This window comes from Klebsiella ornithinolytica (genome assembly GCF_030505655.1).
GTDB lineage: Bacteria > Pseudomonadota > Gammaproteobacteria > Enterobacterales > Enterobacteriaceae > Klebsiella > Klebsiella ornithinolytica.
In genome coordinates this window covers 1386471-1408793 of record NZ_CP130153.1, presented here as the reverse complement: position 1 = coordinate 1408793, position 22323 = coordinate 1386471, and the positions used below count along the sequence as shown (strand labels likewise).

Sequence of the window (22323 nt, the reverse complement as noted above, 5' to 3'; positions counted from 1 at the left end):
TGATCTCGTTTTCTTTGGTCTTGTTACATAGAATGTGCACAGAAATTTAACCTGCCTCATATTTGGAGCAAATATGGACCGCGTCTTGCATTTTATCCTCGCGATCGTAGTGGTGGCTATACTGGCCCTTCTGGTCAGCCATAACCGTAAACAAATTCGTATTCGTTATGTTATTCAATTACTTGTCATTGAAGTTTTGCTGGCATGGTTCTTCCTGAACTCTGATATCGGTCTGGGTTTTGTGAAAGGCTTCTCCGAGATGTTCGAAAAACTTCTCGGCTTTGCAAACGAAGGGACAAACTTTGTTTTCGGCAATATGAATGACAAAGGCCTGGCTTTCTTCTTCCTGAAAGTTCTCTGCCCTATCGTCTTTATCTCTGCGCTGATCGGGATTTTGCAGCATATTCGTATCCTGCCTATCGTCATTCGCGCCATTGGTACCGTGCTGTCCAAGATTAACGGCATGGGCAAACTGGAATCATTCAACGCCGTCAGTTCCCTGATTCTGGGCCAGTCAGAAAACTTTATCGCCTATAAAGATATTCTGGGCAAAATGTCGCGCAACCGGATGTACACCATGGCTGCGACCGCGATGTCGACCGTCTCCATGTCTATCGTCGGTGCCTACATGACGATGCTGCAGCCTAAATATGTCGTGGCTGCGCTGGTGCTCAACATGTTCAGTACCTTTATTGTCCTGTCGCTGATTAACCCGTATCGCGTCGAAGAAAGCGAAGAAAACCTGCAGATGTCCAACCTGCATGAAGGTCAGAGCTTCTTTGAAATGCTGGGTGAATACATTCTGGCAGGCTTTAAAGTTGCCATTATCGTTGCAGCCATGCTGATCGGTTTCATCGCCTTGATCTCCGCGCTGAACGCCCTGTTCGCTACCGTTACCGGCTGGTTTGGCTACAGCATCTCCTTCCAGGGGATCCTTGGCTACATCTTCTATCCGGTTGCCTGGGTGATGGGCGTACCGGCAGGGGAAGCGCTGCAGGTGGGCAGTATTATGGCCACCAAACTGGTTTCGAACGAGTTTGTGGCGATGATGGATCTGCAGAAAATTGCCAGCACGCTCTCTCCGCGCGCTGAAGGCATTATCTCTATCTTCCTGGTCTCCTTCGCCAACTTCTCCTCTATCGGGATTATTGCCGGGGCGATTAAAGGTCTGAACGAAGAACAGGGTAACGTGGTTTCCCGCTTTGGTCTGAAGCTGGTTTACGGCTCGACTCTGGTGAGCGTGCTCTCGGCGTCTATTGCCGCGCTGGTTCTGTAAGCTGACAAGATAATAAAAAAGCCGGGGCTTGCCCCGGCTTTTTTACGTCTGCAGCTCACTGAGCGGCCGCGGCCTGCCGATTAAATATCCCTGCAAATAGTCGACGCCTAATGCCAGCAGTTTCTCTTTTTGCTCTTCCGTCTCGACGTACTCCGCCACCACCGTCATATTTTTAACTTTCGCCACTTCAATAATGGATTTAATCATAATCGCATCCAGCGGGTCGCTCTCGAGATCGCGAACAAAGCAGCCGTCAATCTTTACGATATCCGCCTGCAGGCGCTTCAGGCGTTCGTAGTTGGCATAGCCCGTACCAAAATCATCAATGGCGATAGCGCAGCCAAAATCGCGCAGCAGCTGAATGTTATGCATACTCCCTCCCGCATCGCTGAACGCCTGCTCTTCGGTAATCTCGATGGTAATGGCCTCCGGTGACAGCTGATAACGTTTAAACAAGGCGATAATCTGCGCGGCGCTATCATTTTGCATCAACGTGTAAGGCAGCAAATTAACGGAAAAATGTTGTCCCGGATATTGATACAGCGTGCTGAAAAGCATCTCCAGCACCAGCATGTCAAAACGCTGGCTCAGGTTGAACTGAACAATCAGCGGAATAAACTGGTCCGGCGTCATCATCAATTGGCCGCATCGCATCCGCGTCAGGATTTCATGATACCCCTCGCCCGCCGAATTCTGGATGGGCTGAGCATACAGCTCAATATCGCGTTCATTCAGCGCCCGCTTCACCTGGGTTAACATCCGAACCTGCTCGCTGGTTTGGTCAGAAACCTGCTCTTGCGCGGCGTCCAGCGCCAGCACCTGCCGTCCGTTCCCCGCCTGTTCTGACAGCCAGCTCAGTTGGCCCAGCATGGGATGCAGGTCTTCTTCGATACCGCGATGTCTTGCCCACGCCGCGCCGAATTCCAGCTCCAGCGTTTGATTATGCCAGCTGAACTTCTTGTGATTCAGCATCGCCACCATATGGCCCAGCCGCGCGGAAGGCTCTGGCCCGCCTAAAACCAGTAATAACTCGCTCCCCGGCAGCTGGAAGAGTTCATCCCTTTCCCCCAGCAGCGGCCGTAGCTTGCTGGCAATTTGCTGTTTGCAATGCACCCGCATCATCATGCCGTAATGACGACTGAGAAAATCCAGGTTAGCGATCCGTAAGCTGCTGATGACGAAATCAGCATCCTGGCGTAGATAGCATTCCAGCGCACGCAGATTCGGGAGCCCGGTTAATGGATCTTCCTGGGCCTGATCCCGCCATCTGAGTTTAATCCGTTCGTTCTGACCGTAAATATCTACCATATAAAACAAACAGATGGTAAATGAGATCAGCACGGAAAGCACAAATGAAAGAGAGTATTCAGTCTGGACACCCTGCAGAAAATTTCGATTATAGGCAACGAGTAAAAACGCCGAAACGGACCAGGAAATACGAATTAATACATGGCCCAGGCGGCTAATGCCGATAAAATAGAGAATGAAAATAAGTGGGACTAAATAGCCTGCAATATAGTCAGCTTCATAGGGGGCGCAAAGCACCAGTAATATAGTCGCCAGCGCCATAAACCAGTACAGAGTAAATGCCCGACGCTCACGGGTAAACCACGGCTGGCAATGACGCCGCCAGAATAATTTAGCGTAACGTGGACTGATAATCATCCGCATTGGGTAATAAAAGAAGGTAGTAAATATTAATGCAGCGCTGATCAGGCTTTGTATATCAATAATGGTATATACAGCCGGCATCCCTTTGAAATAACTAGAGATAGCCAGCGGAAATGAGAAAAACACACCAACCAGATACATCGTCAGTTTCATTAACATCGGTGCAAAAAAACCGCCCCAGAAAATCCGCGTCCCCATATGTTTTGCCGTCAGCCCACTGCGCCAGGTTCTGCCAATCAGCATTCTGACAATCGCGCAGGACACCAGCACTGAGAATAGCTGGCAAAATAGCAGCAGCACCGACTGTAAGACCGTCAGGGGAAGGATGATATGATTAGTAATAGCAAAAGAAATAATTAATGGGGCGATTGCGTAGCGGCCAAAAATAAAGATAACAGCGTACATCATACTTAATGGCAGCCAGGCGAGAAAAACCTGATTTCCGTCGACAATAGTCAGAGGTGAAATAAATCTGGCTATTGGGATCGAAATTAAACAAACGACCAACGCAAGTAACGTTTTTCTAATATTAATGTTAAAGTTATCAATCATTATTGTTAATAAAAACTCCGGCGCTGGGCAATGCTGTTTTATATTAAATAAAATACTAAAGGGGATAATAAATTCAGGCAAGAAAATAACCTGAGGAAGAATCTTAAATTACATAGAATTCTAATGGCTGTAAGTTTACTGACTTAACCAGAAAGTGCTTTACATTCGCGATGGCAAAAAAAAACCCCCGCCGTAGCGAGGGTTCTGAATTTGGTGGAGCTAAGCGGGATCGAACCGCTGACCTCTTGCATGCCATGCAAGCGCTCTCCCAGCTGAGCTATAGCCCCACAAAGTGTTTTACGAACCAAACCTGATGGGAACAGAGTTTGGTGGAGCTAAGCGGGATCGAACCGCTGACCTCTTGCATGCCATGCAAGCGCTCTCCCAGCTGAGCTATAGCCCCGAACCGTAAAACGTGTCGTGTTGACGGGCGGCATAATATGAATTCCTTCGTCAGGTGTCAACGGCAAAATGAAGCCTCGCAATTTGATCGCTGAAAAAGCAGGCAACTCGCTGACATTGCGAGCCTTATCGCAGGTAGACGTTAAACATGTCACTCTTTCGCGTAAAAGGATGCTATAACATGAGCAACTAATTCCCACATTTTTACTCAGGAAATAGTATGCTCAAGGAACGAATGACACCTGAAGAAATTGCGCATCTTACCGGGTTCAGCCGGCAGACGATCAATAAATGGGTACGTAAGGAGGGATGGCAAACATCACCTCGTCCCGGCGTGCAGGGCGGTAAGGCGCGTCTCGTACACGTTAATGAGCAGGTCAAAGAATTTATTCGCAGCGCACAGCGCGTGGCGGAACCCTCCCCTTCTTATTCTCCGGCAGAAAACGACCTTGAACCCTTGCTGCTGACGCTCAGTAAAGAGATGACTCCCGGGGAACAAAAACAGCTGATGTCGCTACTGTTGCGCGAAGGTATTCGCGGGTTGCTCCAGCGACTGGATATTCGTGACCAGTAATATAATGATGAAACTAAAAGATAAAATGACGCCGGCAGAGCTGGCAGATTGCCTTGGTCTGGCCAGACAAACGATTAACCGCTGGGTCAGAGAACAAAAATGGCGCACCGAGACTATTCCCGGCGTAAAGGGTGGCCGCGCTCGCCTGATCATTATTGATAAGCCGGTCCTCGATTTTCTGGCCAATATTCCGGCACTCCGTCATCTGCTGACCGAGCATCAGCTGGCAGAACCGTCCAGCCACTATTTTGTTAACGATGCTGGCGCTATCTGGCGACAGATTGCCGAAACGCTGCATCTGATGACGACTGAAGAGCAGCAGCGCCTGCGGGACCTTCTCGCCCGTGAAGGAATCAGTGGGTTCTTGTCACGTCTCGGTATTGCCAGTCAGAAATAGGTAAAAAAAACGGCAGGATATACCCTGCCGCTTCGTTACGCTTCGAGGAGCAATTCTGAATCAGGATTGCTGGCTTTCGCGTTCTGCAATAAAGGTCAGCGCTTTATTGATACGCTCTACGCTGCGGGATTTACCGATCGCATGTACAGTCACATCAAGAGCCGGTGACTGGCCTGCCCCGGTCACTGCAACGCGCAGCGGCATCCCGACTTTACCCATCCCGACTTCCAGCTCATCCGCCGTCGCCTGAATAGCATGGTGAACATTTTCTGCTGTCCAGTCAGTGATCGCGGCCAGTTTGTCACGCACGACTTCCAGCGGCTGACGAGCAACCGGACGCAGGTGTTTCTTCGCCGCGTCCGCATCAAACTCGTCAAACTCCTCGTAGAAATAACGGCAGCTTGCCGCCATCTCTTTCAGCGTTTTGCAACGTTCACCCAGCAGAGTAACCAGTTCAGCCAGCTGCGGACCGTTACGGGTATCGATATTTTCCTGCTCAATATGCCACTGCAGATAAGTCGCTACGTATTCCGGCGCCATCGAATTAATATAGTGATGGTTCAGCCACAGCAGTTTATCCGTGTTGAATGCGCTGGCCGATTTGCTTACCGCTCCCAGGGAGAACAGCTTGATCATCTCTTCACGGCTGAAGATCTCCTGATCGCCGCTGGACCAGCCCAGACGCACCAGGTAGTTCAGTAGCGCTTCCGGCAGGTAGCCATCATCGCGATACTGCATGACGCTCACGGCACCGTGACGTTTGGAGAGTTTCTTACCGTCATCACCATTAATCATGGAAACGTGGGCATATACCGGGACCGGGGCGTTCAGCGCTTTCAGGATATTGATCTGACGCGGGGTGTTGTTGATATGATCTTCACCGCGGATCACGTGGGTGATCTCCATATCCCAGTCATCCACAACCACGCAGAAGTTGTAGGTCGGAGAACCATCGGTACGACGGATGATCAGATCGTCAAGTTCCTGGTTGCTGAATTCGATTGGCCCACGGATCTGGTCGTCAAAAATAACGGATCCGTCCTGCGGGTTAGCAAAACGTACGACGCAAGGTTCGTTATCGGCATGATGTTCATGGCCGTGGCGGCAGCGTCCGTCATAACGCGGCTTTTCACCGTTTGCCATCTGCTCTTCACGCAGCGCGTCCAGACGTTCTTTGGAGCAATAGCATTTATAAGCGGTACCCGCTTCCAGCATTTCATCAATGACGGCGTTATAGCGGTCAAAACGTTTGGTCTGGAAGTACGGACCTTCATCCCATTCCAGATTCAGCCAGTTCATCCCATCCATGATGGCTTCAATTGCTTCCGGCGTTGAGCGTTCAAGATCGGTGTCTTCAATACGCAGTACAAACTCACCGTCGTTATGACGAGCAAAAAGCCAGGAATAGAGAGCAGTACGCGCGCCGCCAACGTGCAGATAGCCTGTCGGGCTGGGCGCGAAGCGAGTTTTGATTTTCATGAAATGGCCTTACGTTTAATAAAGATGCCGACAACCGGCAGAGTCCGTGGGTATTTATGGGTGAATATTCTAACACCGTGGGCTGATTCCTCAATGTTGTTCAGGTCTGAACGTCACGCTTTGCTATTTTTGTTTATAAATCATGCTCCGCGGATGCTTTTGCGATCGTTTTGGCTAATTTTACGACGAACAAACAAATTATTTAGAAAAGGCGTTGACTCATTTTCAACTCTCCCTATAATGCGACTCCACACAGCGGGGGTGATTAGCTCAGCTGGGAGAGCACCTCCCTTACAAGGAGGGGGTCGGCGGTTCGAACCCGTCATCACCCACCACTACTTATGTAGTCTCCGCCGTGTAGCAAGAAATTGAGAAGTGGGTGATTAGCTCAGCTGGGAGAGCACCTCCCTTACAAGGAGGGGGTCGGCGGTTCGATCCCGTCATCACCCACCACTTTCTCGCCAGCTGGATTTCTTGTTAAAATGTGAAGTACCGAAGTGGGTGATTAGCTCAGCTGGGAGAGCACCTCCCTTACAAGGAGGGGGTCGGCGGTTCGATCCCGTCATCACCCACCACTTCGGGTCGTTAGCTCAGTTGGTAGAGCAGTTGACTTTTAATCAATTGGTCGCAGGTTCGAATCCTGCACGACCCACCATATTTAGAAAAAAGCGCCTTCAGGCGCTTTTTTCGTTTCTGAGCATCATGCCCGACCGTGCAGGTTCGAGTCGAGCCAAGCGAGACAACGGAGTCGCTCGCGGCGACGGCCCGAAGGGCGAGCAAAGCGCGTTATCCTGCCCGGGCCACCAGCCCTATCCCTCACTTTAGTTCCTGTATACCACGCTCGCCGCCACTGAAGCACGCTTCACCGCTGATACAGCGGATCGTCAGTTCTGCCCGCGGTCAGCGTATTTCCCTCTTCACGCACGACTTCCCATAACGCCTGCGCGGCGGTAGAGAGTGAACGATTTTTACGCTGCGCCAGCATCAGCTGACGCTCAACAACCGGAGTGAGTCGCTTGACCCGCAAATGGTTGCCCTGAGGCAGCGGTAGCGCCAGCGCCGGTAGAATGCTGATACCAATACCTGACTCCACCATCGGAAACAGCGTAGCCGGATGCCCAATCTCCTGCACAATATTGGCATCAATGCCAAAGCGCGCCAGCGCGGCATCAATCAGCGGCCGACTGCCGGAGGCGTAATCCTGCAATACCAGCCGCTGGCCGTGAAGCTCCTGCCAGTTCACCGATACTCTTTCGGCAAAAGGATGATCCTCCCGACATAAAAGCAAAAAAGGTTCCGCCAGCACCGTCTCACATTGCAGATCGGTCGCCGCACCGGGATCGATAACAATACCGAAATCCACCTCCCCCTGGCGGATACTTTCCAGCACCCACTGCTGCGGACGATCGTGCAGCACAAAGTCGATCTCCGGATAACGTTGGTTACTATGCGCAATACATTGCGGGATCAGATGCGCTGAAATCGTCTGGCTGGCGGCCACCCGTACGGTTCCGGTTAACTGCTGTCCGACCCGTCCGGCATCACGCAGCGTGCTGTTCAGTTCATCCAGCAGCCGCTCAAGTCGACCGGCCAGCTGCTGTCCCGCCTCCGTCAGCACCACCTCCCGGGTCGTACGATCGAGTAAACGAACGCCGGTCTGGTGTTCCAGCTCTTTTACGCTATGGCTGACCGCAGACTGACTAAGACCAATGATCTCCCCTGCCCGGCTGAAGCTTTTTGCTCTGGCGACGGTGACGAAGACCTTCAACTGACGGAGCGAATAATTCATATTTTTTATTCATGAATGGATGCAATAAATTAATTTTATTTCTCAAAATAGAAAAAGCACAATAGCGATATCGATTTTCAGGAGCGTTTATGAAACTTTTCCGCATTCTTGATCCCTTTACTCTGACTCTTATCACCGTTGTGCTGCTGGCCTCTTTTTTTCCGGCCCGCGGCGGTTTTGTTCCCTTCTTTGAAAATTTAACCACCGCCGCCATTGCGCTGCTGTTTTTTATGCACGGGGCGAAACTCTCCCGCGAGGCCATCGTCGCCGGCGGCAGCCACTGGCGTTTACACCTGTGGGTTATGTGCAGCACGTTTGTGGTATTCCCTGTTTTAGGTGTGCTGTTTGCCTGGTGGGCGCCGATTAATGTCGACCCTGCGCTGTATACCGGATTTATCTATCTCTGCATTCTGCCTGCGACCGTTCAGTCAGCCATTGCCTTTACCTCGCTGGCAGGGGGTAACGTCGCGGCGGCCGTCTGCTCGGCATCGGCTTCAAGTCTGCTGGGGATATTTATTTCGCCGCTATTGGTCGGTCTGCTGATGAACCTGCACGGCGCCGGCGGCAATCTGGAACAGGTCGGTAAGATTATGCTGCAACTTCTGCTGCCGTTCGTTCTTGGCCATCTCTCTCGCCCATGGATTGGCGACTGGGTTGCCCGGCATAAAAAGTGGATCTCAAAAACCGACCAGACTTCGATTCTGCTGGTGGTCTATTCCGCATTTAGCGAGGCAGTAGTGAACGGCATCTGGCATAAAGTCGGCGTCGGCTCGTTACTCTTCATCGTGGTCGTCAGCCTGGTTCTGCTGGCTATCGTGATTGCCATTAATATCTTCGTCGCACGCAAATGCGGCTTTAATAAGGCCGATGAAATCACGATTGTTTTCTGTGGTTCGAAAAAGAGCCTGGCAAACGGGATACCGATGGCCAACATCCTCTTCCCGACGTCGATTCTGGGGATCATGGTGCTGCCGCTAATGATCTTCCATCAGATTCAGCTGATGGTGTGCGCCGTTCTGGCACGGCGCTATAAACGGCAGGCTGAAGCACGGCTGGCGCAGGAGAAAACCCGCGCCTCTGAGGCTTAACGAGGCTTCTTCAAGGGCTGAACCAGCTGGGTCAGCCCTTCTGTTTTAATCAACAAAGTTAATGCCATCAGCTCGCCAAGATGGCCGGCAGGAAACTGGTCTTTACGGGCAAACCACAGCAAATACTCTTCCGGCACATCAATCAGGCGACGGCCTTTGTATTTACCAAACGGCATGTCCGTATTAGCAATCTCAATGAGCTGATCCTTATCCACCTTATTCTCCCAGCAGCCGCAGCATTTCTGCTTCATCAATGACGGCGATGCCCAGCTCCTGCGCTTTAGCAAGTTTAGAGCCCGCCGCTTCGCCGGCAATCACCAGATCCGTTTTCTTCGAGACGCTGCCGGCGACTTTTGCCCCCAGCGCCATCAGCCGCGCCTTCGCATCATCGCGAGAAAGCTGGCTGAGACTGCCGGTCAGGACAACCGTTTTACCGGCAAACGGGCTATCAATCTCCTCGGCATTGACCACCACCGGCGCAGGCCAGTTGACCCCTTCCGCGCGGAGCTGCGCGATCACATCGCGGTTGTTCTCTTCAGCAAAGAAGTGAAAGACGTGCGTGGCCACGACAATTCCCACATCCGGCACTTTTTGCAGCTCCTCAATAGTAGCCTGCTCCAGCGCTTCAATCGTGGCGAAATAGGCCGCCAGCCCCGCTGCCGTTGCTTCACCGACCTCGCGAATACCTAATGCGTAGAGGAAACGAGCAAAGGTGGTTGCTTTTGATTTTCCCAGGGCATTAACCACGTTTTGTGCTGATTTAGGCCCCATTCGATCCAGACCGGTGAGTTTCCCGGCGGTTAAGCGGAAGAGATCTGCCGGAGTGTGGACGTACTCTTTCTCAACCAGCTGGTCGATAATTTTATCCCCCATGCCCTCCACATCTAACGCGCGGCGGGAGACAAAATGTTTTAGCGCTTCCTTACGCTGCGCACCGCAAATTAACCCGCCGGTACAGCGCGTTACCGCCTCGCCTTCGACCCGTTCAACATCAGAATTACACACCGGACAATGGGTCGGGAAGACGATCTCTCGCGTCTCCTCCGGGCGATCGGAGAGTACGACGTTGACGACCTGAGGAATCACGTCCCCCGCGCGGCGAATCACCACTTTATCGCCAATTCGCAGCCCCAGGCGCTCTATTTCATCGGCGTTGTGCAAAGTAGCATTGCTCACCAGAACACCGGCCACATGCACCGGCTCCAGGCGAGCCACCGGCGTGATGGCTCCGGTACGCCCTACCTGAAACTCGACGTCGCGCACAAAAGTCATTTGCTCCTGCGCCGGGAACTTAAACGCCACCGCCCAGCGCGGCGCACGGGCCACAAATCCAAGCTGTTCCTGAAGCGCCAGGGAATCGACTTTGATGACCACACCATCAATATCAAAACCTAAATTCGGACGGTCTTCTTCAACTTTACGGTAGTAAGTAAGCACTTCCTCTGGGGTATGGCAGAGCGTTACCCGGTCGCTAACCGGCAGCCCCCATGCCTTAAACTGCTGCAGACGGCCGGAATGGCTCTCCGGCAGCTCACCGCCAGTCAGCGCGCCCACGCCGTAACAAAAGAAAGTAAGCGGTCGCTTCGCCGTAATTCGCGGATCGAGCTGACGCAGAGAGCCTGCCGCCGCGTTTCGTGGGTTAGCAAACACTTTCCCTCCGGTACGGCGGGCCTCTTCATTAATTTTTTCGAAGCCGGCCTGCGGTAAGAAGACCTCGCCGCGAACTTCCAGCCGTTGTGGAATATTGTCGCCACGCAGTCTCAACGGGATGGCGCGAATTGTCCTGACGTTGGCGGTGATATCTTCACCGGTGGTGCCATCGCCACGGGTTGCCGCCTGAACCAGGACGCCGTTTTCATACAAAATGCTGACCGCCAGCCCGTCCAGCTTTAGCTCACAGCAATAGATCAGGTCATCACTGCTCTTGAGTCGATCCTGAACGCGCTTGTTGAAGGCAAGGAAGCTCTCTTCATCAAAGACGTTATCCAGCGACAGCATCGGAACCTCATGGCGGACCTGGCTGAATGACGCCAGCGGCGCCGCGCCCACGCGTTGGGTTGGAGAATCAGGGGTAATCAGATCCGGATGCTGAGCTTCGAGCTCGCGCAGTTCGCGCATTAACCGGTCATATTCCGCATCGGGAATCTCCGGGGTATCCATAACATGGTACAGATATTCATGATGGCGAAGCGTGGTTCGCAGTTCAGTTAGTTTTTGTTCGATCGGTTCCATATCACACCATCAATGATAAAAAACCCCCGGCAGGCGGGGGTTCTGGATTGGTAGACGAAACGCCGGGGAATAAATCAGGCGTTAGCCTCTTTAACTTCACGAATACGGTCCTGATATTCGCGCAGTTTTTGCGGGGTCATCATCCGACGCTGATCGTCCAGCACCACACCACCGACTTCATCGGCAATATACTGTGCAGATTGCAGCATCAGTTTAAAGTTTTGTAGCTCATCACCAAACGACGGCACCTGCATAAAGATCGTTACGCCAGGCGTAGTCATGTCGGCCATACCATCAGGATTGAAGGTACCCGGTTTAACCATATTTGCCAGGCTGAACAGAACCTGACCGCTGCCGTCCGGACTGAGATGGCGATGAAAAATATTCATATCACCAAATTTAAAGCCCGCCTGTTGGATGCTGTTAATCAGCACTTCGCCGTTAATCTGCGTGCCCTGGTGCGCAGAAACGTTCATGACGATAACCGTTTCTTTGCGTTCTTTTGGCTGCGGCGCTGGCGCTGGCTGCTGAGGCTCGGAGACCTGCGGTTCAGCTGCCGGCTGAGGCTGTGCGGCGACAGGCTGCGGCGCTGGCTGCTGTACCTGAGCAGGCTGTTGCGGCGCACTCTGAACTACCGGCTGCTGAGGCGACTGCTGAGGCTGATATTGCGGCGGCACAGGCTGCTGTGGCGCGACAGGTTGCGGTGGCTGTTGCACCTGAGGCGACGGTACATGAGGCTGCGGTGCCTGATGCTGAACGGGCTGCTGCCGTACCGGCTCTTCCGGACGCACAGGCTGCTGCACCTGACGCTCGTAAGGAGGCTGGTATTGGTGTTGCGGCGGCGCCTGACGAGGTGCTTCTTGCTCCCCATGCACGCCATTTGGGGCGTGGTTAACCCGGTGAACGCGAACTTCACCTACGCCTTCAACATCGTCATCAAAGTCATCGTTCTCAGACTCTTCGTCATCGCGAGACTTCATACGTTTCAGTGGGCGATCGCGAAACATCGAGGAACGTTCTTTACGGCTGGTCCAGAAACCGTGTACCAGTAAAGCGAGTATGGCGATCGCGCCAACAATGATTAATATCAGACGCAAATCCTGCATCATTATATTCTCTGTTGTTCTAACACCTTGCCACCACGGCAAACATTTACTCACTAAGAGTATTTGCCGATTACGTCGAGTGCAAGTGTGTCTACCGCTTTCACTACATAAAGATGAACTAAATCGTGCTTTTTGCTGTTTTTTCGAACATTTCCTAACTGGTTATTGTCTGACAACCCGATAAAATAAGCGGGCATTCAGTTAGGATGTCAAAAGAGGAGCATCGCCTGACCATGGTTTCAACATCCGCATCTACCCCGCGTAGCGGCGTCTACTATTTTTCGCAGGGCTGGAAACTGATCGGGCTGCCGGGGATTCGTCGTTACGTCTTTCTGCCTCTGTTAGTTAACATCATTCTGATGGGTGGCGCCTTCTGGTGGCTGTTCACCCGCCTGGATAGCTGGATCCCATCCTTAATGAACCATGTTCCGCAGTGGCTACAATGGCTGAACTATCTGCTGTGGCCCATCGTGGTCATCTCTATCCTGCTCGTGTTCGGGTACTTCTTCTCGACCATCGCCAACTGGATTGCCGCGCCGTTTAGCGGCCTGCTCGCAGAGCAGCTCGAAGCTCGTCTGACCGGCGCCACGCCGCCGGACGTGGGCATTTTTGGCATCATGAAAGACGTGCCGCGCATTATGAAGCGTGAGTGGCAAAAGTTCGCCTGGTACCTGCCGCGTGCAATCGTACTGCTGATACTCTATTTTATTCCCGGAATTGGCCAGACGCTGGCGCCGGTACTGTGGTTCCTGTTTAGCGCGTGGATGCTGGCGATTCAGTACTGCGACTACCCCTTCGACAACCACAAAGTGCCGTTTAAAACCATGCGCGAAGCGCTGCGGACCCGTAAAGTCACCAATATGCAGTTTGGCGCGCTGACCAGCCTATTTACCCTGATCCCGGTACTGAACCTGGTCATTCTGCCAGTCGCCATTTGCGGCGCAACGGCCATGTGGGTCGATTGCTATCGCGATAAACACGCCATGTGGAAATAGCGCCCTCTCCTTGTGCCCAGTGCTTCAGGCCAGCAAACGCGTGGCCTGAAGCACAGCGGCTATATACCGCGCCTTATTCCTTCTGGCTTACCATTATTTCCCTTCCGAATATAGATATGCTAAATCCTTACTTCCGCATATTCTTTAAGCGGGTATGCTGAAGCCGTAATCCCAAATTTCATACAGTTAAGGACGGGCCATGAGTAAGATTTTTGAAGACAACTCCCTGACTATCGGCCACACGCCGTTAGTACGACTGAACCGAATCGGTAACGGGCGCATCCTGGCAAAGGTTGAATCACGCAACCCGAGCTTTAGCGTAAAATGCCGAATTGGTGCCAATATGATTTGGGATGCCGAAAAACGCGGTGTACTGAAAGCAGGCGTTGAGCTGGTTGAACCGACCAGCGGTAACACCGGTATCGCTCTCGCCTACGTTGCGGCAGCGCGCGGTTATAAGCTGACGCTGACTATGCCGGAAACCATGAGTATTGAACGTCGTAAGCTGCTGAAAGCACTCGGCGCGAATCTGGTACTGACCGAAGGCGCGAAGGGCATGAAAGGCGCGATTCAGAAAGCAGAAGAGATTGTCGCCAGCAACCCGGAAAAATATCTGCTGCTGCAGCAATTCAGCAACCCGGCAAACCCGGAAATTCATGAAAAGACCACCGGCCCGGAAATCTGGGAAGATACGGATGGCCAGGTGGATGTCTTTATCTCCGGCGTCGGCACCGGCGGTACGCTGACCGGCGTGAGTCGCTATATTAAAGGCACGAAAGGCAAAAAAGATCTGATCACCGTGGCGGTTGAACCGACCGACTCCCCGGTTATCGCTCAGGCGCTGGCGGGCGTTGAGCTGAAGCCAGGTCCGCATAAAATTCAGGGCATCGGTGCCGGCTTTATTCCAGGCAACCTGGATCTGAAGCTGGTTGATAAAGTGGTGGCTATCACCAACGAAGAAGCTATCTCCACCGCACGTCGTCTGATGGATGAAGAAGGTATTCTGGCCGGTATCTCATCCGGCGCGGCCGTCGCTGCGGCGCTTAAGCTCCAGGAAGATGAGGCCTTTACCAATAAGAATATTGTGGTTATCCTACCCTCTTCAGGTGAGCGTTATTTAAGCACCGCGCTGTTTGCCGATCTCTTCACCGAGAAAGAACTGCAACAGTGATGCCAGCTCGTTAGCATCGTGTAAAAAAGCACCTTTTCAGGTGCTTTTTTGTGGCATACGTCAAAGTTTTACCCCTCCTGGCATTGATTCACCGCGTAGGGTCTGGTATTTAACCAACACATTTATTTTGATGCGCGAAATTATTCATAATCGGATTTCCGTAAGCTGAATCGATTTTATGATTTGGTTCAAGTCTTCCTTTCGCTGCATAATGTTTAATGACGTGCCAGACGTCCACGGCCAGATGGTCTTCACAGCGAACACGCTGCTGACACCTTAGCCAGACACGTAATGCCGGCGCTAACAATACAGGCTAAAGCCTGGCCGTTAGGCTAGACTTTAGGTCCACAACACTAAACCTATAAGTTGGGGAAATATAATGTTCCAGCAAGAAGTTACCATTACCGCTCCGAACGGTCTGCACACCCGCCCTGCTGCTCAGTTTGTTAAAGAAGCAAAAGGCTTCACTTCTGAGATCACTGTAACCTCCAACGGCAAAAGCGCCAGCGCCAAAAGCCTGTTCAAACTGCAGACTCTGGGCCTGACTCAGGGTACCGTCGTGACTATCTCCGCTGAAGGCGAAGATGAGCAGAAAGCAGTTGAGCATCTGGTAAAACTGATGGCTGAACTCGAATAAGTTCACGGGTTCTTTTTAATATCAGTCACAAGTAAGGTAGGGTTATGATTTCAGGCATTTTAGCATCCCCGGGTATCGCTTTCGGTAAGGCTCTCCTGCTGAAAGAAGACGAAATTGTCATCGACCGGAAGAAAATTTCTGCCGATAAGGTTGATCAGGAAGTCGAACGTTTCCTGAGCGGCCGCGCCAAGGCCTCCGCCCAGCTGGAGGTCATCAAAACCAAAGCTGGTGAAACTTTCGGTGAAGAAAAAGAAGCCATCTTCGAAGGGCACATCATGCTGCTGGAAGATGAGGAGCTTGAGCAGGAAATCATAGCCCTGATTAAAGATAAGCAGATGACTGCCGATGCGGCAGCAAATGAGATTATCGAAGGTCAGGCCACTGCCCTGGAAGAGCTGGATGATGAATACCTGAAAGAACGTGCGGCTGACGTACGTGACATTGGTAAGCGCCTGCTGCGCAACATCCTCGGCCTGGCTATCATCGATCTGAGCGCGATTCAGGAAGAAGTGATTCTGGTTGCCGCCGATCTGACTCCGTCGGAAACCGCACAGCTGAACCTGAACAAGGTGCTGGGTTTCATCACCGACGCCGGTGGCCGTACCTCCCACACCTCTATCATGGCGCGTTCCCTTGAACTGCCTGCCATCGTGGGCACCGGTAGCGTCACCACCCAGGTGAAAAACGGCGATTATCTGGTCCTTGATGCGGTGAATAACCAGGTTCTGGTTAACCCGACCAACGAACAAATCGAAGAGCTGCGTAAACTGCAGATTCAGGTCGCTGAAGAGAAAGCAGAACTGGCTAAGCTGAAAGATCTGCCGGCGATTACGCTGGACGGACATCAGGTTGAAGTCTGCGCCAACATCGGTACCGTACGTGACGTCGATGGCGCTGAGCGCAACGGCGCAGAAGGCGTCGGTCTGTACCGTACAGAATTCCTGTTCATGGACCGCGATGCGCTGCCGACTGAAGAAGAGCAGTTTGCCGCCTATAAAGCGGTTGCCGAAGCGTGCGGTTCTCAGGCCGTTATCGTTCGTACCATGGACATTGGCGGCGATAAAGAACTGCCGTACATGAACTTCCCGAAAGAAGAAAACCCGTTCCTCGGCTGGCGTGCCGTACGTATCGCGATGGATCGTAAAGAGATCCTGCGTGACCAGGTACGTGCCATCCTGCGCGCCTCCGCGTTCGGTAAGCTTCGCATCATGTTCCCGATGATCATCTCTGTTGAAGAAGTGCGTGCGCTGAAGAAAGAGATTGAGATCTACAAGCAGGAACTGCGTGACGAAGGTAAAGCATTCGACGAAAAAATCGAAGTCGGCGTGATGGTTGAAACACCAGCCGCGGCAACGATTGCCCGTCATTTAGCGAAAGAAGTCGATTTCTTTAGTATCGGAACCAATGATTTAACGCAATATACTCTGGCAGTTGACCGTGGTAATGATATGATTTCACATCTTTACCAGCCAATGTCGCCATCTGTACTGACGCTGATTAAGCAAGTCATTGATGCTTCTCATGCCGAAGGCAAATGGACTGGCATGTGTGGTGAGCTTGCGGGCGATGAACGTGCTACACTTCTGTTGCTGGGTATGGGGCTGGACGAATTCTCTATGAGCGCCATTTCCATCCCGCGTATCAAGAAGATTATTCGTAACACGAACTTCGAAGATGCGAAAGTATTAGCAGAGCAGGCTCTTGCTCAACCGACAACGGACGAGTTAATGACGCTGGTTAACAAGTTCATTGAAGAAAAAACAATCTGCTAATCCACGAGATGCGCGGCCCAAATTACTGCTTAGGAGAAGATCATGGGTTTGTTCGATAAATTGAAATCTCTGGTTTCTGATGACAAAAAAGACTCCGGAACTATTGAGATTGTTGCTCCGCTCTCTGGCGAGATCGTCAACATCGAAGACGTGCCGGATGTGGTTTTTGCGGAAAAAATTGTGGGTGATGGCATTGCCATCAAACCTACCGGCAACAAAATGGTTGCGCCGGTAGACGGTACCATCGGTAAAATCTTTGAAACCAACCATGCATTCTCTATTGAATCGGATAGCGGCATTGAGCTGTTTGTTCACTTCGGTATTGATACCGTTGAACTGAAAGGCGAAGGCTTCAAACGCATTGCCGAAGAAGGTCAGCGTGTGAAAGTGGGTGACCCGGTCATCGAATTCGATCTGCCGCTGCTGGAAGAAAAAGCCAAGTCGACCCTGACTCCGGTTGTTATCTCCAACATGGACGAGATCAAAGAGCTGATCAAACTCTCCGGTAGCGTTACCGTGGGTGAAACCCCGGTCATTCGCATCAAGAAGTAATTCTTGCCGCAGAAAAAATGGCGCCTTATGGCGCCATTTTTTTTACAGGATGGATTTTACCGGCCGAAAGCATTTCTCCCGGGAGAGTACCTTCATCCCCTCTGGCCCACTTTCCAGAATCCGCCGTTCGCTATCTGAAACCAACAGATCGCACTGGTATCCACCGGTGACGCCAAACAGCGACCGGGCCACGCAGACATCTTCCAGGGCCTCATTACCGGCAGTCTCAAAATAACCAACAATACGCCCCTGCTGACGTACAACTAAACGATAGCTCTTCATGCTGTGACCTCCGGCGGCGGCAGGATCAGCTCATCACAGCCTTGCCGATCGGTCCAGGTCATCACTGCCAGCACCCGCTGCGCCGCAGCCTGCGTCGCCGCTCCCAGCGTCAGCCCCGACACCAGGCCGCTAATCAGCTCGGCGCAAAACAGGTCGCCGGTACCTTTCAGATCCGTTTCAACGCGCGGATGGACCACTACCTCAACCGAATCAGCCGTTACCACCAGAACGTTAATCGTCGCGCTGTCCATTCCCGGGGCGCTGGTAATCACGACCCACTTCAGCGAGTCGGATAACAGACTACGCGCGGCAGCGATGGCCTCCTGCTGATGGCGGCAGGGCATTCCGCTCAGCGTTTCCAGTTCGAACAAGTTTGGCGTTATCCCCTGCGCCAGCGGCAGCAGATGAGTACGATAGGCATCCGGAATCTCCGCCTTCACGTAGATCCCGCTGTCGACATCGCCAATGACCGGATCAACAAGAATACAGAGCTGCGGGTGAGATTCGCGGATCCGGCGTAACCACTGCGCCAGGCGTTCTATCTGTACCGCGCTGCCCATATATCCCGTGGTCACCGCCCGCAGTTCACGCAGCGCGTCACGCTCCTCCAGCGCCTGCAGGTAACCCACAAACCACGCTTCCGGAATCACTCCGCCATAGAACGTATCGTAGTGTGGCGTGTTACTGAATAGCACGGTCGGTACGGCCATCACCCGCAGTCCATGCTGTTTAATGGCCGGCACCGCGATACTGTTACCGACGCTGCCGTACACGACCTGCGATTGCACGGCGACGATGTCGACCTGCAGCGCCCGGCTCTTATCGTTGAAGAGTACCGATTGTATTTCGTCTTGTTGGCCCATCCCTTCTCCCCCCGCTGGACAGCGGGTCATACTCTGATTATCATTCGTCCTATGCTAAAATTCATTTTGTCATAGGTCAATAATGATCGTTGGAAAAACCGCCAGTGAAATTTTTGATAACATCCGTCATCTGATACAAAGCGGAGTATTAAAACCCGGAGAAACGCTGCCTCCGGTTCGTGAGCTGGCTGCTGAACTGACGGTTAACCGCAACACCGTCGCCGCGGTCTATAAACGGCTGGTCACCTCCGGGCTGGCCGTCAGTCAAGGGCGCAACGGTACCGCCATTAAATCCGCGAATGCTCCCCTGCCGCAGGAAGGCGGAGACCCCTCGTCGCCACTCAGAGATATCTCCGGTGGTAACCCGGATCCCCGCCGCCTGCCGGATCTCGCTCGCTATCTGAGTCAGCTCTCGCTGACCCCACACCTGTACGGCGATGCCGCCGTGGAACCTAAGCTGGCGGCCTGGGCGCAGCGCTGGATGCACCAGGACCTGGGAATCCATGCTGAGATTAACCTGACCAGTGGCGCCATCGATGCGCTGGAGCGGCTGCTTTGCGCCCTGCTTCTGCCCGGCGACGGCGTGGTTGTTGAAGACCCCTGCTTCCTCAGCAGTATCAATATGCTGCGCTACGCCGGATTCCATGCCTGTCCGGTGGCAGTTGACGGAGAAGGGATGTTGCCTGACGAGCTGGAACTGGCCTTACGCAGCGGCGCGCGAGCCGTCATTCTGACCCCGCGCGCGCACAACCCTACCGGCTGTAGCTTCAGTGAAGCCAGGGCAGCGGCTATTCGCGAGATACTGGCTCATTACCCGCAGGTGCTGGTGATTATTGATGACCACTTCGCATTGTTATCGGCAACGCCCTGGCACTCCCCTCTGCCCGCCACCACTCAGCGCTGGGCGCTGGTGCGCTCCCTGTCAAAAACGCTCGGGCCGGACCTGCGTCTGGCGTTTGTTGCCAGCGATAGCACCACCTCAGCAGCGCTACGTCTGCGGCTCAACGCCGGCAGCCAGTGGGTCAGCCATCTGCTGCAGGGCTTTGCCTTTGCCTGCCTGAATGATAGCGTCTTTACTGCCTCGCTGGCGGAGAGTCGTCGCCATTATCGTCGGCAGAATGAAAAACTGGCCGCGGCCCTGACCCAACGCGGTTTTCCCCCTTTCCCTCCGGGAGATGGCCTCAATTTCTGGCTGCCGCTAACGGAGCCGAGCCAGCCAATCGCCCTGCGCTTAGCCCGCGCCGGCTGGTTAGTCCGCGAAGGTGAAGCGTTCGGTATTCACACGCCATCGCACGGTCTTCGGCTATCGCCGGGAACGTTAAGCGATGATGAGATTGAGCGCCTGGCTGACGATTTACACCTCGTTCTCCAACCCTGACCGGAGTGACGTCTATGCACATTCATTTTATCGTCCACGAACATTTTGAATCACCGGGAGCCTGCCTCCACTGGGCACAGGATCGGGGCTACACCATCGGCTGGTCACGGGTATACGCCGGCGATCCGCTGCCGGCAAACGCCGATGGCTTCGATATGTTGGTGGTGCTCGGCGGCCCGCAGTCACCACGTACTACGCTGGCGGAGTGTGCTTATTTTGATACACATGCTGAACAAAATCTTATTGCCCAGGCCATCGCCGCCGGGCGAATTGTCATCGGCATCTGTCTTGGCTCACAGCTGATTGGTGAAGCGCTGGGCGCCCCCGTCATGCAAAGCCCGGAAAAAGAGATCGGCCACTACCCTGTCACCCTCAGCGTAGAGGGTTTACGTGACCCGAATATCGCTCATTTTGGCCCTGCTCTGGTCGTGGGGCACTGGCATAACGATATGCCCGGCATGACGCCGACGGCAACGGTGCTGGCCGCAAGCGAAGGTTGCCCGCGACAAATTGTGAAATATGGCGACCGGGTATATGGTTTCCAGTGCCACATGGAATTTGACGCAGAGGTCATTGAACGGCTCATCACCCATTCGCAGGAGGAGCTTGAGGCGGCAAAAGGCCGGCGTTTTATCCGTTCCGTACAGGAGATGCGCAGCTGGGATTATCGCGAGATGAACCAGAAGCTGTGGACATTTCTCGATAATCTGGTGACCCATTATCGGCACTAACCCCGGAGGGTATTCATGGTAAACCCGCAACTAAAAGCCGTCATTGAAGCGTGCGACCGCGCAATATCGCAGGAAGACTACGATACGTTAATGGACTACTACGCGGAGGATGCCCTGCTGGTGGTGCAGCCAGAACGGCTGGTGAAAGGTAAGGAGAACATCCGCAAAGCCTTTCTCGCCATTGCCGACTATTTTCAGCACCGTCTGGTGGTGACACAAGGCAGAATGGAGATACTGGAAGGCGGCGACACTGCGCTGGTGATTATGGAAACCCGGCTGGATATCCCGACTCCGGAGGGAGGCACCACCCAGGTCACGCGCCGCGCCACCTATGTTTTTCGCCGGCAGGAGCAGCGCTGGCTGTGTACCGTAGATAACTCCTACGGTACCGACCTGCTGGACTCGCCAGCCCGTTAAATACCCGCCCCCTGGCTGAAGTGCTCTTCGCCAAAAACCCCGGTAGACAGGTAGCGATCGCCGCGATCGCAGACGATCGCCACCACTACCGCGCCGGGATTTTCACGCGCGATACGTAATGCGCCGGCCACCGCGCCGCCGGAGCTAACGCCGCAAAAAATACCTTCCCGTACCGCCAGCATACGCATGGTGTTTTCCGCATCCTGCTGGTGAATATCCAGCACCGCATCAACCAGCGAAGCATTAAAAATCCCCGGCATATACTCTGCCGGCCAGCGCCGAATACCCGGAATGCTGCTGCCCTCTTCCGGCTGCAGTCCCACAATACTCACCGGCTTATCCTGTTCACGCAAAAAGCGGGATACGCCGGTGATGGTGCCGGTAGTTCCCATACTGGAGACAAAATGGCTGATTCGCCCGGCGGTCTGCTGCCAGATTTCCGGTCCGGTGGTGGTGTAATGCGCATAGGGGTTATCCGGATTATTGAACTGATCCAGCAGTTTCCCTTCGCCACGCTGCGCCATTTCCGCCGCCAGATCGCGCGCGCCCTCCATCCCCTGCTCTTTGGTGACCAGAATCAGCTCGGCACCGTAGGCCAGCATCGCGGCCCGGCGCTCCTGGCTCATGTTGTCCGGCATCAGGAGCTTCATCTGATAGCCTTTCAGCGCGGCAATCATCGCCAGCGCGATACCGGTATTCCCGCTGGTGGCTTCAATCAGGACGTCGCCAGGCTTTATTTCACCGCGTTTTTCGGCTTCAACGATCATTGAAAGCGCGGCGCGGTCCTTTACTGAACCCGCCGGGTTATTGCCTTCCAGTTTGACCCAGATTTCACTGCCATTGTCCGGTCCCATGCGCTGAAGCTTGACCAGAGGGGTATTACCGATGGTGTGTTCAAGTGTATTCACGATTTTTACTCAATAAAAAAGCCGGGTGGCGCTTCGCTTACCCGGCCTACA

21 protein-coding genes, 6 tRNA genes and 1 other RNA gene are annotated in these 22323 nt (G+C 53.4%); 17 read left to right on the top strand and 11 right to left on the bottom strand.

Annotation, left to right across the window (positions count from 1 at the left end; genetic code table 11):
* Positions 1 to 73 precede the first annotated feature (73 nt).
* Positions 74 to 1276 (top strand): NupC/NupG family nucleoside CNT transporter, encoded by a 1203-nt coding sequence (locus Q1L34_RS06730; protein ID WP_004865408.1) that lies wholly within the window; start codon positions 74 to 76, stop codon positions 1274 to 1276.
* Positions 1277 to 1318: 42 nt separating this feature from the next.
* On the opposite strand, the gene Q1L34_RS06725 is transcribed toward Q1L34_RS06730, so the two are convergent.
* The 3 genes from Q1L34_RS06725 to Q1L34_RS06715 all read right to left on the bottom strand — a co-directional run bounded on the left by Q1L34_RS06725 (position 1319) and on the right by Q1L34_RS06715 (position 3902).
* Complete coding sequence (locus Q1L34_RS06725) at positions 1319 to 3499, bottom strand: sensor domain-containing phosphodiesterase (protein WP_015583741.1); 2181 nt, start codon at positions 3497 to 3499, stop codon at positions 1319 to 1321.
* A 211-nt stretch (positions 3500 to 3710) separates the two neighbouring features.
* Positions 3711 to 3786: transfer RNA gene (locus Q1L34_RS06720), tRNA-Ala, on the bottom strand.
* Positions 3787 to 3826: 40 nt separating this feature from the next.
* Positions 3827 to 3902: transfer RNA gene (locus tag Q1L34_RS06715), tRNA-Ala, on the bottom strand.
* A 219-nt stretch (positions 3903 to 4121) separates the two neighbouring features.
* Between Q1L34_RS06715 and Q1L34_RS06710 the strand changes: the two genes are divergently transcribed.
* Together Q1L34_RS06710 and Q1L34_RS06705 are read left to right on the top strand one after the other, a co-directional pair.
* Positions 4122 to 4475 (top strand): YfeC-like transcriptional regulator, encoded by a 354-nt coding sequence (locus tag Q1L34_RS06710; RefSeq protein ID WP_004865414.1) that lies wholly within the window; start codon positions 4122 to 4124, stop codon positions 4473 to 4475.
* Between the two features lie 4 nt (positions 4476 to 4479).
* The gene (locus tag Q1L34_RS06705) at positions 4480 to 4872 is read left to right on the top strand and encodes a YfeC-like transcriptional regulator (protein WP_015583740.1); all 393 of its coding nucleotides are present in this window, start codon (positions 4480 to 4482) and stop codon (positions 4870 to 4872) included.
* A 60-nt stretch (positions 4873 to 4932) separates the two neighbouring features.
* Here the strand turns inward: Q1L34_RS06705 and gltX are convergent, their stop codons facing one another.
* Positions 4933 to 6351: a glutamate--tRNA ligase gene (gltX, locus tag Q1L34_RS06700; protein WP_004865422.1), complete on the bottom strand. Its 1419-nt coding sequence runs from the start codon at positions 6349 to 6351 to the stop codon at positions 4933 to 4935.
* A 259-nt stretch (positions 6352 to 6610) separates the two neighbouring features.
* On the opposite strand from gltX, the gene Q1L34_RS06695 reads away from it, so the two are divergent.
* From Q1L34_RS06695 to Q1L34_RS06675, 5 genes are all read left to right on the top strand, one after another.
* Positions 6611 to 6686, top strand: a tRNA-Val gene (locus Q1L34_RS06695).
* A 42-nt stretch (positions 6687 to 6728) separates the two neighbouring features.
* A tRNA-Val gene (locus tag Q1L34_RS06690) sits at positions 6729 to 6804 on the top strand.
* A gap of 46 nt (positions 6805 to 6850) precedes the next feature.
* Positions 6851 to 6926, top strand: a tRNA-Val gene (locus Q1L34_RS06685).
* A gap of 4 nt (positions 6927 to 6930) precedes the next feature.
* Positions 6931 to 7006: transfer RNA gene (locus tag Q1L34_RS06680), tRNA-Lys, on the top strand.
* A 26-nt stretch (positions 7007 to 7032) separates the two neighbouring features.
* Positions 7033 to 7157: non-coding RNA, RtT sRNA (locus Q1L34_RS06675), on the top strand.
* Between the two features lie 56 nt (positions 7158 to 7213).
* Here the strand turns inward: Q1L34_RS06675 and Q1L34_RS06670 are convergent.
* Positions 7214 to 8140: a LysR family transcriptional regulator gene (locus Q1L34_RS06670; RefSeq protein ID WP_004865428.1), complete on the bottom strand. Its 927-nt coding sequence runs from the start codon at positions 8138 to 8140 to the stop codon at positions 7214 to 7216.
* Between the two features lie 89 nt (positions 8141 to 8229).
* On the opposite strand from Q1L34_RS06670, the gene Q1L34_RS06665 reads away from it, so the two are divergent.
* A complete protein-coding gene (locus Q1L34_RS06665) occupies positions 8230 to 9228 on the top strand; it encodes a bile acid:sodium symporter family protein (protein WP_004865433.1) in 999 nt (332 codons plus the stop codon).
* Here Q1L34_RS06665 and Q1L34_RS06660 read toward each other — a convergent pair.
* The 3 genes from Q1L34_RS06660 to zipA all read right to left on the bottom strand — a co-directional run bounded on the left by Q1L34_RS06660 (position 9225) and on the right by zipA (position 12569).
* Positions 9225 to 9443, bottom strand: a complete 219-nt coding sequence (locus Q1L34_RS06660) for a DUF3820 family protein (protein ID WP_004865436.1) — start codon at positions 9441 to 9443, stop codon at positions 9225 to 9227. The genes Q1L34_RS06665 and Q1L34_RS06660 overlap by 4 nt on opposite strands.
* 1 nt (position 9444) lies before the next feature.
* Positions 9445 to 11460 (bottom strand): NAD-dependent DNA ligase LigA, encoded by a 2016-nt coding sequence (gene ligA, locus Q1L34_RS06655; RefSeq protein ID WP_071359694.1) that lies wholly within the window; start codon positions 11458 to 11460, stop codon positions 9445 to 9447.
* Between the two features lie 74 nt (positions 11461 to 11534).
* The gene (gene zipA / locus Q1L34_RS06650) at positions 11535 to 12569 is read right to left on the bottom strand and encodes a cell division protein ZipA (protein WP_015583739.1); all 1035 of its coding nucleotides are present in this window, start codon (positions 12567 to 12569) and stop codon (positions 11535 to 11537) included.
* A 230-nt stretch (positions 12570 to 12799) separates the two neighbouring features.
* Here zipA and cysZ point away from each other — a divergent pair, with 230 nt between their 5' ends.
* From cysZ to crr, 5 genes are all read left to right on the top strand, one after another.
* Positions 12800 to 13561 carry a sulfate transporter CysZ gene (gene cysZ, locus Q1L34_RS06645; protein ID WP_015583738.1) on the top strand — a complete coding sequence of 254 codons (762 nt, stop codon included), beginning with the start codon at positions 12800 to 12802 and terminating at the stop codon, positions 13559 to 13561.
* A gap of 199 nt (positions 13562 to 13760) precedes the next feature.
* The gene (gene cysK / locus Q1L34_RS06640; RefSeq protein WP_004865450.1) at positions 13761 to 14732 is read left to right on the top strand and encodes a cysteine synthase A; all 972 of its coding nucleotides are present in this window, start codon (positions 13761 to 13763) and stop codon (positions 14730 to 14732) included.
* A 379-nt stretch (positions 14733 to 15111) separates the two neighbouring features.
* Complete coding sequence (ptsH, locus tag Q1L34_RS06635; protein ID WP_000487600.1) at positions 15112 to 15369, top strand: phosphocarrier protein Hpr; 258 nt, start codon at positions 15112 to 15114, stop codon at positions 15367 to 15369.
* Between the two features lie 44 nt (positions 15370 to 15413).
* Positions 15414 to 17141: a phosphoenolpyruvate-protein phosphotransferase PtsI gene (gene ptsI, locus Q1L34_RS06630; RefSeq protein ID WP_004866073.1), complete on the top strand. Its 1728-nt coding sequence runs from the start codon at positions 15414 to 15416 to the stop codon at positions 17139 to 17141.
* Between the two features lie 42 nt (positions 17142 to 17183).
* A complete protein-coding gene (gene crr, locus Q1L34_RS06625) occupies positions 17184 to 17693 on the top strand; it encodes a PTS glucose transporter subunit IIA (protein WP_003861316.1) in 510 nt (169 codons plus the stop codon).
* Between the two features lie 42 nt (positions 17694 to 17735).
* Here the strand turns inward: crr and Q1L34_RS06620 are convergent, their stop codons facing one another.
* On the bottom strand, positions 17736 to 17975 hold the full coding sequence (locus Q1L34_RS06620) for a hypothetical protein (RefSeq protein ID WP_004866079.1): 240 nt from the start codon (positions 17973 to 17975) through the stop codon (positions 17736 to 17738).
* A complete protein-coding gene (pdxK, locus tag Q1L34_RS06615; RefSeq protein WP_004866083.1) occupies positions 17972 to 18838 on the bottom strand; it encodes a pyridoxine/pyridoxal/pyridoxamine kinase in 867 nt (288 codons plus the stop codon). The genes Q1L34_RS06620 and pdxK overlap by 4 nt, the downstream gene beginning before the upstream one ends.
* A gap of 82 nt (positions 18839 to 18920) precedes the next feature.
* Between pdxK and ptsJ the strand changes: the two genes are divergently transcribed.
* The 3 genes from ptsJ to Q1L34_RS06600 are packed head-to-tail and all read left to right on the top strand — an operon-like array spanning position 18921 to position 21364.
* Positions 18921 to 20216 carry a MocR-like B6 salvage transcription factor PtsJ gene (ptsJ, locus tag Q1L34_RS06610; protein WP_069476539.1) on the top strand — a complete coding sequence of 432 codons (1296 nt, stop codon included), beginning with the start codon at positions 18921 to 18923 and terminating at the stop codon, positions 20214 to 20216.
* A gap of 14 nt (positions 20217 to 20230) precedes the next feature.
* Positions 20231 to 20947, top strand: coding sequence for a type 1 glutamine amidotransferase (locus Q1L34_RS06605; RefSeq protein WP_044349523.1), 717 nt, complete (start codon positions 20231 to 20233; stop codon positions 20945 to 20947).
* 15 nt (positions 20948 to 20962) lie between these two features.
* Entirely contained in the window at positions 20963 to 21364 is a 402-nt protein-coding gene (locus Q1L34_RS06600; RefSeq protein WP_004866092.1) for a YybH family protein, read from the top strand.
* Here the strand turns inward: Q1L34_RS06600 and cysM are convergent.
* The gene (cysM, locus tag Q1L34_RS06595) at positions 21361 to 22272 is read right to left on the bottom strand and encodes a cysteine synthase CysM (protein ID WP_004866094.1); all 912 of its coding nucleotides are present in this window, start codon (positions 22270 to 22272) and stop codon (positions 21361 to 21363) included. The two genes, Q1L34_RS06600 and cysM, sit on opposite strands and share 4 nt — an antisense overlap.
* Between the last annotated feature and the right edge of the window lie 51 nt (positions 22273 to 22323).

Coding starts and splice junctions, on each gene's coding strand:
- zipA (WP_015583739.1), bottom strand. CDS start 12,569: ATGATGCAGGATTTGCGTCTGATATTAATCATTGTTGGCGCGATCGCC.
- crr (WP_003861316.1), top strand. CDS start 17,184: ATGGGTTTGTTCGATAAATTGAAATCTCTGGTTTCTGATGACAAAAAA.
- cysZ (WP_015583738.1), top strand. CDS start 12,800: ATGGTTTCAACATCCGCATCTACCCCGCGTAGCGGCGTCTACTATTTT.
- cysK (WP_004865450.1), top strand. CDS start 13,761: ATGAGTAAGATTTTTGAAGACAACTCCCTGACTATCGGCCACACGCCG.
- Q1L34_RS06665 (WP_004865433.1), top strand. CDS start 8,230: ATGAAACTTTTCCGCATTCTTGATCCCTTTACTCTGACTCTTATCACC.
- Q1L34_RS06705 (WP_015583740.1), top strand. CDS start 4,480: ATGATGAAACTAAAAGATAAAATGACGCCGGCAGAGCTGGCAGATTGC.
- Q1L34_RS06605 (WP_044349523.1), top strand. CDS start 20,231: ATGCACATTCATTTTATCGTCCACGAACATTTTGAATCACCGGGAGCC.
- gltX (WP_004865422.1), bottom strand. CDS start 6,351: ATGAAAATCAAAACTCGCTTCGCGCCCAGCCCGACAGGCTATCTGCAC.
- pdxK (WP_004866083.1), bottom strand. CDS start 18,838: ATGGGCCAACAAGACGAAATACAATCGGTACTCTTCAACGATAAGAGC.
- Q1L34_RS06670 (WP_004865428.1), bottom strand. CDS start 8,140: ATGAATTATTCGCTCCGTCAGTTGAAGGTCTTCGTCACCGTCGCCAGA.
- Q1L34_RS06730 (WP_004865408.1), top strand. CDS start 74: ATGGACCGCGTCTTGCATTTTATCCTCGCGATCGTAGTGGTGGCTATA.
- Q1L34_RS06600 (WP_004866092.1), top strand. CDS start 20,963: ATGGTAAACCCGCAACTAAAAGCCGTCATTGAAGCGTGCGACCGCGCA.
- ptsH (WP_000487600.1), top strand. CDS start 15,112: ATGTTCCAGCAAGAAGTTACCATTACCGCTCCGAACGGTCTGCACACC.
- ptsI (WP_004866073.1), top strand. CDS start 15,414: ATGATTTCAGGCATTTTAGCATCCCCGGGTATCGCTTTCGGTAAGGCT.
- Q1L34_RS06620 (WP_004866079.1), bottom strand. CDS start 17,975: ATGAAGAGCTATCGTTTAGTTGTACGTCAGCAGGGGCGTATTGTTGGT.
- ligA (WP_071359694.1), bottom strand. CDS start 11,460: ATGGAACCGATCGAACAAAAACTAACTGAACTGCGAACCACGCTTCGC.
- ptsJ (WP_069476539.1), top strand. CDS start 18,921: ATGATCGTTGGAAAAACCGCCAGTGAAATTTTTGATAACATCCGTCAT.
- Q1L34_RS06725 (WP_015583741.1), bottom strand. CDS start 3,499: ATGATTGATAACTTTAACATTAATATTAGAAAAACGTTACTTGCGTTG.
- Q1L34_RS06710 (WP_004865414.1), top strand. CDS start 4,122: ATGCTCAAGGAACGAATGACACCTGAAGAAATTGCGCATCTTACCGGG.